Here is a 13,206-nt window from a genome sequence, read left to right on the forward strand (position 1 = left end):
TTCCGGATCGGACAGAGGAGTCGGATGTACTACAGCAATGGCAACTACGAAGCGTTCGCCCGGCCGCGCAAACCCGAAGGCGTGGACGGCAAATCGGCCTGGTTCGTCGGGGCCGGGCTGGCCTCGCTCGCCGGCGCGGCGTTCCTCATCAGGGATGGGCAGCTGGCGGCCGACAAGATCACCGTCCTGGAGCGGCTGAAACTACCCGGCGGCGCGCTCGACGGGATCAAGGAGCCGAAGCGCATCGCCGCCAAGGACCCCGCGTTCGGCCACCCCGACGTCTTCGGCGGCCACATCCCGCAGACAAAATGGGAATCGGCCACGGTCACCACCCTCGACGAGCGGATTCCGCTTCATCGGCCAGTTCGCGGAGACCACCCGCGACTGCATCTTCACCACCGAGTACTCGGTGCGCACCGGAATGGAGGCGGCCTACACGCTGCTCGATGTCGAACGGGGAGTGCCCGAGGTATTCGCCTCCACCTATGACATCCGGTCGCTGCTGGCGGCGACCAGCCGGTTGCGTGACGGCGAGGAGATGAGTCTGCCGGGACCGGAGTTCGTTCGCACTCGGTTGCTGAAGAAGCTCGACGACACCGAGATCGGGCCGCTGCTGCGCGAATTCGGCCTCATCGGCGAGGACTAGGAAAACAACAACGGGGCCCGATCCAACTCGGATCAGGCCCCGTTGTTGCCGTGCGACTACTTCTTGGTGATGTCGACGCCCGGCGCGGCGTCGGTGAGGATCGAATCGGCGGTCAGCACCGCACCACCGCTCTTCTTCCGCGACCGCAACCGCTTTTCGAGGGTGGTCGCCAGGAAGCTCAGCGCCATGTTGAGCGAGATCATGATCAGCGCGATGACGATCAGCGCGGGGATCGTGTTCTGCATCGACGCGCCTTCTTGCTGACCGGACCGCACCAGCTCCACATAGGTGATCTGGTAGCCCAGCGCGGTGTCCTTGAGCACGACCACCATCTGCGAGACCAGGGCGGGCAGCATCGCGGTGACGGCCTGCGGGAGCAGGATCAGCCGCATGAGCTGGTTCTTGCGCAACCCCAGCGCGACGGCGGCTTCGGTTTGTCCCTTGGGCAGGGACTTGATGCCGGCGCGCACGATCTCGGCGATGACCGCGGAGTTGTAGATGATCAGCGCGATGACCACCGCGGCCAGTGCGAGCTGATCGGAGGGGAACAGGTTGTAGTCGCCGAACACCGCGAACAGGAAGATCATCAAGATCAGCACCGGGATCGCCCTGGCGAGCTCGACGATCGTGCCCGCGACCCAGCGCACCCACGCGTGGTCGGACAGGCGCAGGATCCCGAAGATCATGCCGAAGAACACCGAGCCGATGATCGAGATGACCGCGGCGGTGAGGGTGCCTTCCAAGCCGGGCAGGAGGTAGGTCTCCCAGATCTCGGCTTCGAGGAACGGCTTCCACTTGGCCGCGGTGAACTGGTCCTTGTCGGCGAAGGCGTCATAGAGCCACCAGCCCGCGCCGACGACCAGGATGACGACCAGCACCGAGTACAGGTTGTGCCGTAGCCGGGCACGACGCCCGGGAGCGTCGAACAGAACCGAAGCGCCGCTCATCGTGCCACCTCGTATCGCTTGGCCAGCCAGCCGAAGAACAGCCCGGTCGGCAGGGTGAGGACGACGAAGCCGAGCGCGAAGATCGCGCCGATGGCCAGGACCGCGGCCTCGTTCTCGTTCATCGCGCCCATCAGGTACGCGGCCTCGGCGACACCGATGACCGAGGCGACCGTGGAGTTCTTGGTCAGTGCGATCAGCACGCTGCCCAGCGGTGCGATGACGGCCCGAAACGCTTGGGGCAGCACGATCAACCGCAAGTTCTGGGCGAATCCGAAGCCGAGCGATCGGCCCGCTTCGGATTGGCCCAGCGCGACGGTGTTGATGCCAGAGCGCAGCGATTCGCAGACGAAGGCCGCGGTGTAGACGCTCAGGCCGATGATCGCCCAGCGGTAGTTGTTCTCGCGTAGATCGTCACCGGCGATCTTCCACCCGAGGGTGGTGTAGAGGCCGAGCGAGGTGAACACGATGATCAGGGTGAGCGGGGTGTTGCGGAAAACGGCCACATACGCCGCGCCGACCCAGCGCGCGACCGGAATCGGGGACACGCGCATGCCGGCGACGACGGTACCGATGACGAGCGCACCGATCGCCGAGAAGAAGGTGAGTTTGATTGTTACCCAGAACGCATCGAGGATTTGGTTGTCATACCTCGAGATCAGGTCGAACACGGACGCGCGTCCTCCGATCGGTGTGAAGGCCAGCAGGACAACATCGCATCGGTGACCCGGGAATCCCCGGGCCACCGATGCGATGGTCGATCAGTAGCGGTCGACGGTCGGCGGCGCCGGAACCGCGATACCGGTACCCGCGAAGTTCTTCTCCTGCGCGGCCTTCCACGAACCGTCATCGATCATCGCCTGGATGGCGTCGTTGACCTTGCCGCGCAGCTCCGAATCGCCCTTCTTCAGGCCGATGCCGTACTTCTCGGTGGTGAAGGTCTTGTTCACCAGCTTGAAGGTGCCCGGCGACTGGGCCGCGTAACCGGCGAGGATCACGTTGTCGGTGGTGACCGCGTCGATCGCACCGCTACGCATCGCCTCGATGCACAGCGAGTAGGTGTCGTAGGTCTGCAGCTGCGCCTGCGGGTAGTTCTTCTCGATGTTCTGGGCCGGGGTGGAACCCTTCACCGAGCAGACCTTCTTGCCCGCGAGGGAATCGGGGCCGGTGATGTCGGTGTTGGCGGCGGGCACCAGCAGGTCCTGGCCCGCGATATAGTACGGGCCGCCGAAATCGACCTTCTCCTTGCGCTTGTCGTTGATCGAGTAGGTGGCCACGACGAGGTCGACCTGGCCGTTCTCGATCAGCGTCTCGCGCTGCGCCGATGGCGCTTCCTTGAAGGTGACGTTCTCCGGCTTCACACCGAGCTTCTCGGCGACGTACTTGGCGACGTCGACATCGAAACCGCTGTAGGTGCCGTCGGTATTGCGCAGGCCGAGACCCGGCTGGTCGAACTTGATGCCGATGGTCAGCTTGCCGTCCTTGGCGTTTTCCAGGGCGGACTTGTCGTCACCGCCACCACACGCAGCGGTGACAGTGGCTGCCAATACCAGTGCTGCGGCGCCGATTCCGACGCGCATCGCACGATTGATCCTCATGAGTTTCCTTCTCCTTGTGACAATGGTGCTGCGAGTCAGTGACTGAGAATCTTGCCGAGGAAGTCCCTGGCGCGTTCGGATTTCGGTGCGGTGAAGAATGTTTCGGGCGCGGTGTCCTCGACGATCTCGCCGTCGGCCATGAACAACACACGGTCGCCTGCCCGGCGTGCGAAGCCCATCTCATGGGTGACCACGAGCATGGTCATCCCTTCCTTGGCGAGGGAGACCATCACGTCGAGCACCTCGTTGACCATTTCGGGGTCGAGTGCCGAGGTCGGTTCGTCGAACAGCATGACCTTGGGGTCCATCGCCAACGAGCGGGCGATCGCGACGCGCTGCTGCTGACCGCCGGAGAGCTGGGCGGGGTACTTGTCGGCCTGGTTGGCGATGCCGACCCGCTCGAGCAGGGCCATGGCGTGCTTGCGGGCTTCGTCTTTCTTCTTCCCGCGTACCTTCGTCGGCGCCAGCATGACGTTCTCGACGATCGTCTTGTGCGCGAACAGGTTGAACGACTGGAACACCATGCCCACGTCGGCGCGCAAGGCGGCGAGGGCTTTACCCTCGTCGGGCAGTGCGACGCCGTCGATGGCGATGTCGCCGGAGTCGATCGGTTCGAGGCGGTTGATAGTGCGGCACAGGGTCGATTTCCCCGACCCTGACGGGCCGAGGACGATCACGACCTGCCCACGGGGCACTTCGAGGTGGATATCGCGCAGGACATGGAGTTCACCGAAGTGTTTGTCCACGCTGCGCATCGAGATCATCGGCGGCGCAGCGGTTGCGGCTGCGGCGTCGGCGTTCCCGGTCGCGGGTGCGGCGTCGTCGGTCATGGTGAGAAACCTTATGTCGTATCTGGAGAAATGCCCGGCTTTCGCCGACATGCCGTCACGCCACGCCGAGACGACACCTGCTGGTAACCCGGTGGCTGCCCGTTACCTTTGCGTATTATCTGGCGATTGTTGGCGTGATGTGCGTCACAGTATGGTCTGCCCGTACCCTGGGCAGGTGGATTCGACGGTTCAGAACGCGACTGAGAGCGCGCCTACACGCAGCTATGAGGTTCGCACGTTCGGCTGCCAGATGAACGTGCACGACTCCGAACGCTTGTCCGGGCTACTCGAGGACGCGGGCTATACCAAGGCCGCCACCGGGGAGACGCCCGATCTGATGGTGTTCAACACCTGCGCGGTACGCGAGAACGCCGACAACAAGCTCTACGGCACCCTCGGTCAGCTGGTGCCGGTCAAACAGGGTCGCCCCGGCATGCAGATCGCCGTCGGTGGCTGCCTGGCGCAGAAGGACCGCGAGACCGTGGTGCGCAAGGCGCCGTGGGTCGACGTGGTGTTCGGCACCCACAACATCGGCTCGCTGCCGGTGCTGCTCGAGCGGGCCCGCCACAATGACGAAGCCCAGGTGGAGATCCTCGAATCGCTCGAGGCGTTCCCGTCGACGCTGCCCGCCAAGCGGGAGTCGGCCTACGCGGGCTGGGTGTCGATCTCGGTGGGCTGCAACAACACCTGCACGTTCTGCATCGTGCCCTCGCTGCGCGGCAAGGAAGTGGACCGCCGTCCCGGTGACGTGCTCGCCGAGGTACAGGCACTGGTCGACCAGGGCGTGCTGGAAGTGACCTTGCTCGGGCAGAACGTCAATTCCTACGGGGTGAACTTCGTCGATCCCGAACAGCCGCGCGACCGGGGCGCTTTCGCGCAGCTGCTGCGCGCGACCGGGCAGATCGATGGCCTCGAACGCGTGCGGTTCACCTCCCCGCATCCCGCGGAGTTCACCGACGACGTCATCGAGGCGATGGCGGCCACCCCGAATGTCTGCCCGCAGTTGCACATGCCGTTGCAATCGGGTTCGGACCGGGTGCTCAAGGCGATGCGCCGCTCCTACCGCAAGGAACGTTTCCTCGGCATCATCGACAAGGTGCGCGCCGCGATGCCGCACGCGTCGATCACCACCGACATCATCGTCGGCTTCCCCGGTGAGACCGAGGAGGACTTCCTCGAGACCCTCGACGTGGTCCGTCGGGCCCGCTTCACCAGCGCCTATACCTTCCAGTACTCCAAGCGGCCCGGTACCCCGGCCGCCGAACTGCCCGATCAGCTGCCCAAGCAGGTCGTACAGGAACGCTTCGAACGGCTGATCGCGCTGCAGGACCAGGTCTCCTGGGAGAACAACCAGGCGCTCATCGGTACCGAGGTGGAACTGCTCGTCGCCGACGGAGCCGGCAAGAAGAACGCGGTGACCGCGCGGATGAGCGGCCGCGCGCGCGACGGCAGGCTGGTGCACTTCCGTCCCGGTGACGTGACCGGTATCCGTCCGGGCGACATCGTCACCGTCGACATCACCGAGGCGGCACCGCACCACCTCATCGCCGACAGTGCGGTGAAGTCGCATCGGCGCACCACCGCCGGCGACGCGCATGAACGTGGCATCACGCCCAAAACGGCGCCGATCGGCGTCGGGCTCGGGCTGCCCCGCATCGGCGCACCGGTCGTCGAGACGGTCGAGAGCGGCTGTTCGACGGGGTGCGCGTCGTGAGCGACGACGAATCTACTACTGGTCGTAGTGGGTCGGATGCGAACGGTGCGTCCGGTGATGGCACAGTGGGACCCGCCAACGATCAGCCTGCGGACAGGAGCGGACACGCGGTGAACCCGGCGCGCAACGACCAGGATTTCGAACAATTCCGCGGTGAGCTCGACGCGGTCGAGCGCCGCATCGCCGGTGAGATCGACCCCGGCGCGCGGGCGCTGGTGGTGGCGGGTGCGGTCTTCGCGCTGCTGATCTCCCTCGTCTTGCCGACCGCGGGCACCGCGCGCGGCTTCGACGTGCTGCTCGCCACCGACGCCGCGGGCGTCGAGCACATCGGCCTGCCGTCGCGGATCTTCGTGTGGCTGGTCATCGTCTTCGGTGTCGGCTTCTCGCTGCTGGCGCTGACCACCCGCCGCTGGGTGCTGGCCTGGATCGCCTGCGCGGGTTCGGCCGTGGGCAGCGTGTTCGGCGTGCTCTCGATCTGGCACCGCCAGACCCCCGGCCTCGGGAACTACGAGGGCGCGGGCCCCGGCATCGGCCTGATCCTGGGCACCATCGCGATCATGGTGCTCACCTTCCACTGGGTTCGCGTGGTCTGGAGTCGCACCGCCGTGCAGCTCGCCGCGGAAGAGCAGCGTCGCAACGCGGCGCGCGAAGCCGAGGATCGCGACCGCAAGCGCCTCACCGGCGAATAATCGTGCGAGACAAGAAAACCCCCGACCGAATCGGTCGGGGGTTTCTTTCTCTGCCACTCACAAATTGCTGACGGCGCCCTCGGCGGCTTCGGCCCATTCGCGCCACTGCTTGGCCTGCTCGAGTGCCTTCTCCGCATCGCGCTTCTTGCCCGCCGCGGTGGCCTTGGCGGCCTGCTCCTCGAACTGCGCGACCCGCTCACGGAACTGCGCGGCCCGCGCGACCGCCTCGGGGTCGGAGCGACGCCACTGCTGATCGGCGGCGTCGCGGACCCGCTTCTCGATGGCGCGCAGCTTGGCTTCCAGCTCCTGCATGCGTTCGCGGGGGACCTTGCCGATGGCGTCCCACTTGTCCTGCAGCTCGCGCAGCGCGTTGCGGGCGGCGTCCACGCCGTTGGCCGGGTCGATGTGCTCGTAGGCGGCCAGGAGTTCCAGCTTGGCGGTGGCGTTGTGGTCGAATTCGGCATCGCGCTCGGAGACCGCCGCGTTGCGGGCGGCGAAGAACACGTCCTGGGCGCTCTTGAACCGCCGCCACAGCGACTCGTCGGCCTCGCGCGGTGCCCGGCCCGCGGCCTTCCACTCCGAGAGCAGGTCGCGGAACACCGCGGCGGTGCCGGTCCAGTCGGTGGAGTCGGCCAGTTCCTCGGCACGCACGCACAGCTCTTCCTTGCGCGTCTTGGCGGTGGCGCGTTCGCGGTCGAGGTCGGCGAAGTGGGCGCCGCGACGGCGGTTGAACGCCTCACGGGCCTTGGAGTAGCGCTTCCACAGCGCGTCGTCGACCTTGCGGTCGACACCGCGGATCGACTTCCACTCGTCGAGGATCTCGCGCAGCCGGTCGCCCGCGGCCTTCCACTGGGTGGAATCGGCGGCGATCTGCTCGGCCTCGGCGGCGAGGGCTTCCTTGCGCTCGGTGTGCTCGTGGCGGGCGCGGTCCTTCTCCTCCTTGGCGTGCGCGGCGGCTTCCTCTGAGTGCTCGGTGATGGCCTGCAGACGGGCCGCGAGGCCGTCGATGTCGCCGATGACGGCCGCGGTCGGCAGCGTCTCGGCCAGTGCCAGTGCGGCGGCCTTGGTCTTGCGGGCATCCGCGCCCGCGGCCAGCCTGGCCTCGAGCAGCGCGACCTCGGTCGCGAGATCGTCGAAGCGGCGGCCGAAGTGGGTCAGGCCCTCGGCGACGTCGCCCGCCTGCCAGGAGCCGACGATCCGTTCGCCCTCGGCGGTCTGCACCCAGGCGGTGCCGTCTTCGTCGACCCGACCCCACTTGCTCGGGTCGGTGGCGCTCGGCACGATCACGGCGTGCGGATGCGGTTGATCGGGGCCCGGCGCCGGTTTCACGGCATGCGGTTTCGGCGGACGCGGAGCATTCCCGCCGGGCTTGGGGGTACCGGACGGTCGCGGGGCCGGACCTGGGGTGGGCTTCGCGGTTCCGTTGCTGTCGGTCATTGCTCTCCGTCCCTGCCGCGCGTCACGGCTGCCTGGTTACGCCCTAGCACATCCCATTGAACCCGGTTCGAGCCACGGAAACCATCGATCCAGCGGATCGGATAGCGGATTTCCTGGGATTTCGTCCCGGACGACGTGGGTAGTCGCACCTGAAAACACTAGCAATCTCGGCGAGCATCCCTACGCCGGACACTCGCAGACGGCCGCACGCCCGCGCGGCGCCGGATGCGTGCCCACGCGCGCGCTGCGGCTACGGTTACCGCGTGTTCTCGATAGCGGCCCTGGTCCCGTCGCCGCCGATGCTGGTGCCCGAACTGTGTGGGCGAGTCCCGGTGTCCGGCAGCGATCCCGACGATCCGACCATGGTGCTGCGCGCGGCCGCCCTGGACGCCGCGGCCACCCTCGCCGCGACCGCCGACCGGTGGATCGTCATCGGGGTCGGCAGCCATGACCGGATCTACGGTTCGGCGACCCGGGGAACGTTCACGGGGTTCGGTGCCGATGTCTCAGTCGGGCTCGGTCCGGTGGGCGAGGAGCCCGGTCCAGCAGACGCCCAGCTTCCCCTCCCGATACTGATCGCCGGATGGTTGCGGGAGCAGGTCGCACCGCGGATTTCGGTACGGGCTCGGCTGTTCGCCGCCGACGCCTCAGCCGCGGCTTGTGCCGAGGCAGGTGCCGCGCTCCGCGCCGAGCTGGACAGCGAGCGGGACCCGTATGCGGTGCTCGTCGTCGGGGATGGTGCCGCGACCTTGACGGTCAAGGCGCCGGGCTATCTCGACGAGCGGGCCCACGCGGTTCAGGACGACCTCGACACCGCCTTGCGCACGGGTTCGCGGGCGGGATTGGCCGCGCTGGAGCCGGAACTGTGCGCGGCGTTGCTCGTCGACGGCCGGGCCGCCTACCAGGTACTCGGCGGTCTGTTCGCCCCGGATTCGGCAGACCCGAAGGTCCGTACGCTGTACCAAGGCGCACCCTATGGCGTCGGCTACGACGTGAGCGTGTGGGAACCGGGTGGACAGGAAGGTATCGACGAGTGACGAGCAGACCGATCGCGGTCGTCGGCCCCACCGCCACCGGCAAGTCCGACCTCGCACTCGACCTCGCCACCGAGCTCGGCGGCGAGATCGTCAACATCGACGCGATGCAGCTCTACCGCGGGATGGATGTCGGCACCGCGAAACTGCCCCCCGACCAGCGACGCGGTATCGCGCACCATCTGCTCGACGTTCTCGATGTCACCGAGACAGCGACCGTCGCCGCCTACCAGAGCTCGGCCTGCGCGATCGTCGAAGACATCATGGCGCGCGGGAAAACCCCGGTCATCGTCGGCGGCTCGATGATGTATGTGCAGGCGCTGCTCGACGAGTGGGATTTCCCGGCCACCGACCCCGAGGTCCGTGCTCGCTGGGAGGCGCTCCTGGACAACAGCGGTGTGCAGGCGCTGCACGCGGCGCTGCGACAGGCCGACCCGGTCGCCGCGGCCACCATCCTGCCCACCGACGGCCGGCGCATGGTGCGCGCGCTCGAGGTCGTGGAACTGACCGGCCGCCCGTTCGCCGCATCGGCCCCGACCATCGGCACCCCGCGCTGGAACACCGCGATTCTCGGCGTCGACCGGGAGACCGCCGCTCTCGACGCCCGCATCGAGACCCGCACCGCCCTGATGTTCGATGCGGGTCTGGTCGACGAGGTCCGCGGACTGCTCGACGCGGGTCTGCGCGAGGGCCAGACCGCCCGCCGCGCCATCGGCTACGCCCAGGTGCTGGCCTACCTCGACGACGAATACGATCTCGACCACGCGCGCGAGCGCACCCTGATCGGCACCCGCCGATACGTGCGCAGGCAGCGGTCGTGGTTCCGCCGCGACCCCAGGGTCTCCTGGGTCGACGGCGCCGATCCCGAGCTCGCCGCGACCGCGCTGGCCCTGCTCTCCGCATCGAACACCGACCCGATAGGACGGACAGCGCAGTGACGCGACGAGTGAGTACCCGCAACGCCTCGGTGCAGGTGTGGCAGGCCTACCTCAACAACCGGACCAAACGTCATCGTGACGGCCGGTTCCTCGTGCAAGGCGTGCGCCCGATCACCCAGGCACTGGCCAACGACTGGCCGCTGGAAACGCTGCTCTACCGGCTCGGTGGCCCTGAGCTGTCGAGTTGGGCGCGCGAGATTCTCGCCACCGCCGACGTGCCGCAGGTCGGCCTGGTCCCCGAACTCATGGCCGAGCTGGGGGAGAAGGCGGCGAGCACGCCGGAGATCGTGGCGGTCGCGGTGTCGCAGCACCCCGACCTGGCCGACTACACACCCGGTGAACCGGGGGAGGACGCCCCGGTCGTGGTCGTGTTCGATCGCCCGAACTCGCCCGGCAACCTCGGCACGCTGATCCGCTCCGCGGACGCTTTCGGTGCCTCCGGGGTGATCGTCACCGGCCACGGCGCCGACCAGTTCGACCCGCAGGCCGTGCGCGCCTCGACCGGTTCGCTGTTCGCGATGCCGGTGCTGCGCGCGGCGGGCCCCGGTCAGGTGCTCGAATTCCGTGACCGCCAACAGGCTCGTGGCATCCCCACCCGCATCGTCGGCACCGACGAGGACGCGCCGGGCACCATCTACGACCACGACTTCACCGAGGCCACCATCCTGGTCGTCGGCAACGAGACCACCGGCATGAGCTCGGCCTGGGCCGACGCCTGCGACGACCTGGTCACCATCCCGATGGGCGGCACCGCCAGCTCGCTCGGCGCGCCGTCGGCGGGGGCGATCAGCCTCTACGAGATCGCCAGGCAGCGGCGCACGTTCGCCCGGTAGTACACCCCACTGCGGCGCAGAGGAGAATGACGGACGTGTCCGACATCGAATTCAGCAAGGGCCATGGCACCCAGAACGATTTCGTGGTGCTGCCCGACCTCGAGGTGCGCCTCGACCTGACCGTCGACCGCGTCGCCGCACTGTGCGACCGGCAGCGCGGCCTCGGCGCCGACGGTGTGCTGCGCGTGGCGAAGGCCGGTGCGCTGCGCGCGGCCGGTGTTCTGGAAGCACTGCCCGAGGGTGTCGGCGCCGACGACTGGTTCATGGACTACCGCAACGGCGACGGTTCGATCGCCGAGATGTGCGGCAACGGGGTGCGGGTCTTCGCGCACTACCTCAACGCCACCGGGCTGGAAGAGCGCACCGAGTACGTCGTCGGCAGCCGCGCGGGCGCCCGGCCGGTCGTCGTGCACGCCGCGGGGTCGACCGACGGCGAGGTCACCGTGGACATGGGTGTCGTTCGCGAACTCGGCCCCTCCACCGCCACCTTGGCCGGTTGGGCGCTGGGCGGAATCGGCATCGATGTGGGCAATCCGCACCTGGCCTGCGTCGACGACGGCCTGACCGTCGACGCGCTCGCCAAACTCGATCTGAGCGTGTCGCCGGGCTTCGATCCTGACCTTTTCCCACACGGCGTGAACGTGGAAATACTCACCGCGCTCGATGCCGACAACGCCGTCGACATGCGTGTCTACGAACGCGGAGTCGGCGAAACCCGTTCCTGTGGAACCGGAACCGTGGCCGCGGCCGCCGCCGCGCTGACGGCCGCCGGGGTGCCGATCGGCACCGGATCCGGCGAGGTCACCGTGCGTGTACCCGGCGGGCAGGTCCGCGTCGGCATCGCCGACGGACGCGCCTGGTTGCGCGGGCCCTCGGTGCTGCTGGCCTCGGGCGCGCTGTCGCAGGACTGGTGGGACGCGCAGTAGCGGCGATAACCGCGTGCACGCTGTCACCTGGACGTGGCAGCATAGAGAACGTATGACGAAACCAGTAGAACCCACAGAATCCACCTCGGCCGAGCACACCACCGCGGCCGATCCCGACGTGGCCGCCGATCGCGGTGACGTCGATGACGCGCTGGCCCGCCACGCGGCCCGCATGAAACAGCCCGGCTGGGCGGCCGACCCGACGGTCGGCGAGATGCAGCTCGACGAGCGCTCCTCGCTGCGCCGCGTCGCCGGGCTGTCCACCGAACTCACCGACATCACCGAGGTCGAATACCGTCAGCTGCGCCTCGAGCGCGTCGTGCTGGTCGGTGTCTGGACCACCGGCAGTGTCGCCCAGGCCGACGCGAGCATGGTCGAGCTGGCCGCGCTCGCCGAGACGGCGGGCTCGGAGGTCCTCGAGGCGCTGATCCAGCGCCGCGACAAGCCCGACCCGGCCACCTACATCGGCTCCGGCAAGGCCGAGGAGCTGCGCACCGTCGTTCTCGACACCGGCGCCGACACGGTGATCTGCGATGGTGAACTCACGCCCGCGCAGCTCACCGCGCTGGAGAAGGTCGTGAAGGTGAAGGTCATCGACCGCACCGCGCTGATCCTCGACATCTTCGCCCAGCACGCCACCTCCCGCGAGGGCAAGGCCCAGGTCGCGCTGGCGCAGATGGAGTACATGCTGCCCCGTCTGCGCGGCTGGGGTGAGTCGATGTCGCGTCAGGCCGGTGGCCGGGCGGGCGGCAACGGCGGTGGCGTCGGTCTGCGTGGTCCGGGTGAGACCAAGATCGAAACCGATCGTCGCCGGATCCGGGAGCGGATGGCCAAACTGCGCCGCGAGATCCGTGAGATGAAGACCGCGCGCGACACCATGCGCGCGCGCCGCAGCGAGAGCGGCGTGCCCTCGATCGCGATCGTCGGTTACACCAACGCGGGCAAGTCCAGCCTGATGAACTCGCTCACCGGTGCGGGCCTGCTCGTGCAGGACGCGCTGTTCGCCACCCTCGACCCGACCACCCGTCGGGCGGCGCTCGACGACGGCCGCGAGATGGTGTTCACCGACACCGTCGGCTTCGTCCGCCACCTGCCGACCCAGCTGGTCGAGGCCTTCCGCTCGACGCTCGAGGAGGTCACCGGCGCCGACCTGCTGCTGCATGTCGTCGACGGCGCCGACCCGCTGCCGCTCGAGCAGATCAGGGCGGTGCGCGAGGTGATCACCGACGTGATCAGGGAGCAGGGCACGCCCGCTCCGCCGGAACTGCTGGTGGTCAACAAGATCGATGCCGCCGATCCGAACGAGCTCACCCGGTTGCGCGGCATCTTGCCGCAGGCGGCCTTCGTCTCCGCGCAGACCGGCGCGGGTGTGGAGGAGTTGCGCGAGCGGCTCTCCGAGGTGCTCGGCGGACTCGATGTCGACATCAGTGTGCTGCTGCCCTACAGCCGCGGCGATCTGCTCGCCCGCATCCACGCCGACGGCCGGATCGTCACCGCCGACCACGAGGAAGGTGGCACCCGGGTTCGCGCGCGTGTGCCGCACGCCTTGGCCGCGGCACTGTCCGAGTACGCCCACTCCGGGCCTTCCGAGCCGGCGCTCAGCTGATCTTTTTCGCT

Annotated in this window: 13 protein-coding genes and 2 pseudogenes; 10 read left to right on the forward strand and 5 right to left on the reverse strand. The window is 68.1% G+C overall.

Going from position 1 to position 13,206, the window contains the following annotated elements; translation table 11 throughout:
- Window positions 1–24: 24 nt before the first annotated feature.
- From ACFWO8_RS06310 to ACFWO8_RS06320, 3 genes and pseudogenes are all read left to right on the forward strand, one after another.
- Window positions 25–297, forward strand: a pseudogene (locus ACFWO8_RS06310) (oleate hydratase); the annotation flags it as partial.
- Between the two features lie 28 nt (window positions 298–325).
- Window positions 326–376, forward strand: a pseudogene (locus tag ACFWO8_RS06315) (hypothetical protein); the annotation flags it as partial.
- Between the two features lie 84 nt (window positions 377–460).
- Complete coding sequence (locus ACFWO8_RS06320; RefSeq protein ID WP_378944468.1) at window positions 461–646, forward strand: hypothetical protein; 186 nt, start codon at window positions 461–463, stop codon at window positions 644–646.
- A 56-nt stretch (window positions 647–702) separates the two neighbouring features.
- Here the strand turns inward: ACFWO8_RS06320 and ACFWO8_RS06325 are convergent, their stop codons facing one another.
- From ACFWO8_RS06325 to ACFWO8_RS06340, 4 genes are all read right to left on the reverse strand, one after another.
- The gene (locus tag ACFWO8_RS06325) at window positions 703–1,593 is read right to left on the reverse strand and encodes an amino acid ABC transporter permease (protein ID WP_378944471.1); all 891 of its coding nucleotides are present in this window, start codon (window positions 1,591–1,593) and stop codon (window positions 703–705) included.
- Window positions 1,590–2,261, reverse strand: coding sequence for an amino acid ABC transporter permease (locus ACFWO8_RS06330; RefSeq protein ID WP_378944475.1), 672 nt, complete (start codon window positions 2,259–2,261; stop codon window positions 1,590–1,592). Before ACFWO8_RS06330 ends, ACFWO8_RS06325 begins: the two co-directional genes overlap by 4 nt.
- Window positions 2,262–2,351: 90 nt before the next feature.
- Entirely contained in the window at window positions 2,352–3,188 is an 837-nt protein-coding gene (locus tag ACFWO8_RS06335) for a glutamate ABC transporter substrate-binding protein (RefSeq protein ID WP_378944479.1), read from the reverse strand.
- 35 nt (window positions 3,189–3,223) lie between these two features.
- Window positions 3,224–3,952 carry an amino acid ABC transporter ATP-binding protein gene (locus ACFWO8_RS06340; RefSeq protein ID WP_378946168.1) on the reverse strand — a complete coding sequence of 243 codons (729 nt, stop codon included), beginning with the start codon at window positions 3,950–3,952 and terminating at the stop codon, window positions 3,224–3,226.
- A gap of 217 nt (window positions 3,953–4,169) precedes the next feature.
- Here ACFWO8_RS06340 and miaB point away from each other — a divergent pair, with 217 nt between their 5' ends.
- Both miaB and ACFWO8_RS06350 read left to right on the forward strand, forming a co-directional pair.
- Window positions 4,170–5,732: a tRNA (N6-isopentenyl adenosine(37)-C2)-methylthiotransferase MiaB gene (gene miaB / locus ACFWO8_RS06345; RefSeq protein ID WP_378944483.1), complete on the forward strand. Its 1,563-nt coding sequence runs from the start codon at window positions 4,170–4,172 to the stop codon at window positions 5,730–5,732.
- Window positions 5,733–5,842: 110 nt separating this feature from the next.
- On the forward strand, window positions 5,843–6,421 hold the full coding sequence (locus tag ACFWO8_RS06350; protein ID WP_378946171.1) for a hypothetical protein: 579 nt from the start codon (window positions 5,843–5,845) through the stop codon (window positions 6,419–6,421).
- Window positions 6,422–6,478: 57 nt separating this feature from the next.
- Here the strand turns inward: ACFWO8_RS06350 and ACFWO8_RS06355 are convergent, their stop codons facing one another.
- A complete protein-coding gene (locus ACFWO8_RS06355; RefSeq protein ID WP_378944488.1) occupies window positions 6,479–7,858 on the reverse strand; it encodes a DUF349 domain-containing protein in 1,380 nt (459 codons plus the stop codon).
- 263 nt (window positions 7,859–8,121) lie between these two features.
- On the opposite strand from ACFWO8_RS06355, the gene ACFWO8_RS06360 reads away from it, so the two are divergent.
- The 5 genes from ACFWO8_RS06360 (at window position 8,122) to hflX (ending at window position 13,195) form a co-directional block, all read left to right on the forward strand.
- On the forward strand, window positions 8,122–8,895 hold the full coding sequence (locus tag ACFWO8_RS06360; protein WP_378944493.1) for a hypothetical protein: 774 nt from the start codon (window positions 8,122–8,124) through the stop codon (window positions 8,893–8,895).
- A complete protein-coding gene (gene miaA / locus ACFWO8_RS06365) occupies window positions 8,892–9,830 on the forward strand; it encodes a tRNA (adenosine(37)-N6)-dimethylallyltransferase MiaA (protein WP_378944496.1) in 939 nt (312 codons plus the stop codon). The genes ACFWO8_RS06360 and miaA overlap by 4 nt, the downstream gene beginning before the upstream one ends.
- On the forward strand, window positions 9,827–10,663 hold the full coding sequence (locus ACFWO8_RS06370; protein ID WP_378944500.1) for a TrmH family RNA methyltransferase: 837 nt from the start codon (window positions 9,827–9,829) through the stop codon (window positions 10,661–10,663). Before miaA ends, ACFWO8_RS06370 begins: the two co-directional genes overlap by 4 nt.
- A 44-nt stretch (window positions 10,664–10,707) precedes the next feature.
- Window positions 10,708–11,589, forward strand: coding sequence for a diaminopimelate epimerase (gene dapF, locus ACFWO8_RS06375; RefSeq protein ID WP_378946174.1), 882 nt, complete (start codon window positions 10,708–10,710; stop codon window positions 11,587–11,589).
- Between the two features lie 172 nt (window positions 11,590–11,761).
- Window positions 11,762–13,195 (forward strand): GTPase HflX, encoded by a 1,434-nt coding sequence (hflX, locus tag ACFWO8_RS06380; protein ID WP_378946178.1) that lies wholly within the window; start codon window positions 11,762–11,764, stop codon window positions 13,193–13,195.
- The last annotated feature ends 11 nt before the right edge of the window (window positions 13,196–13,206 follow it).

The organism is Nocardia sp. NPDC058480, assembly GCF_042720495.1.
GTDB lineage: Bacteria > Actinomycetota > Actinomycetes > Mycobacteriales > Mycobacteriaceae > Nocardia.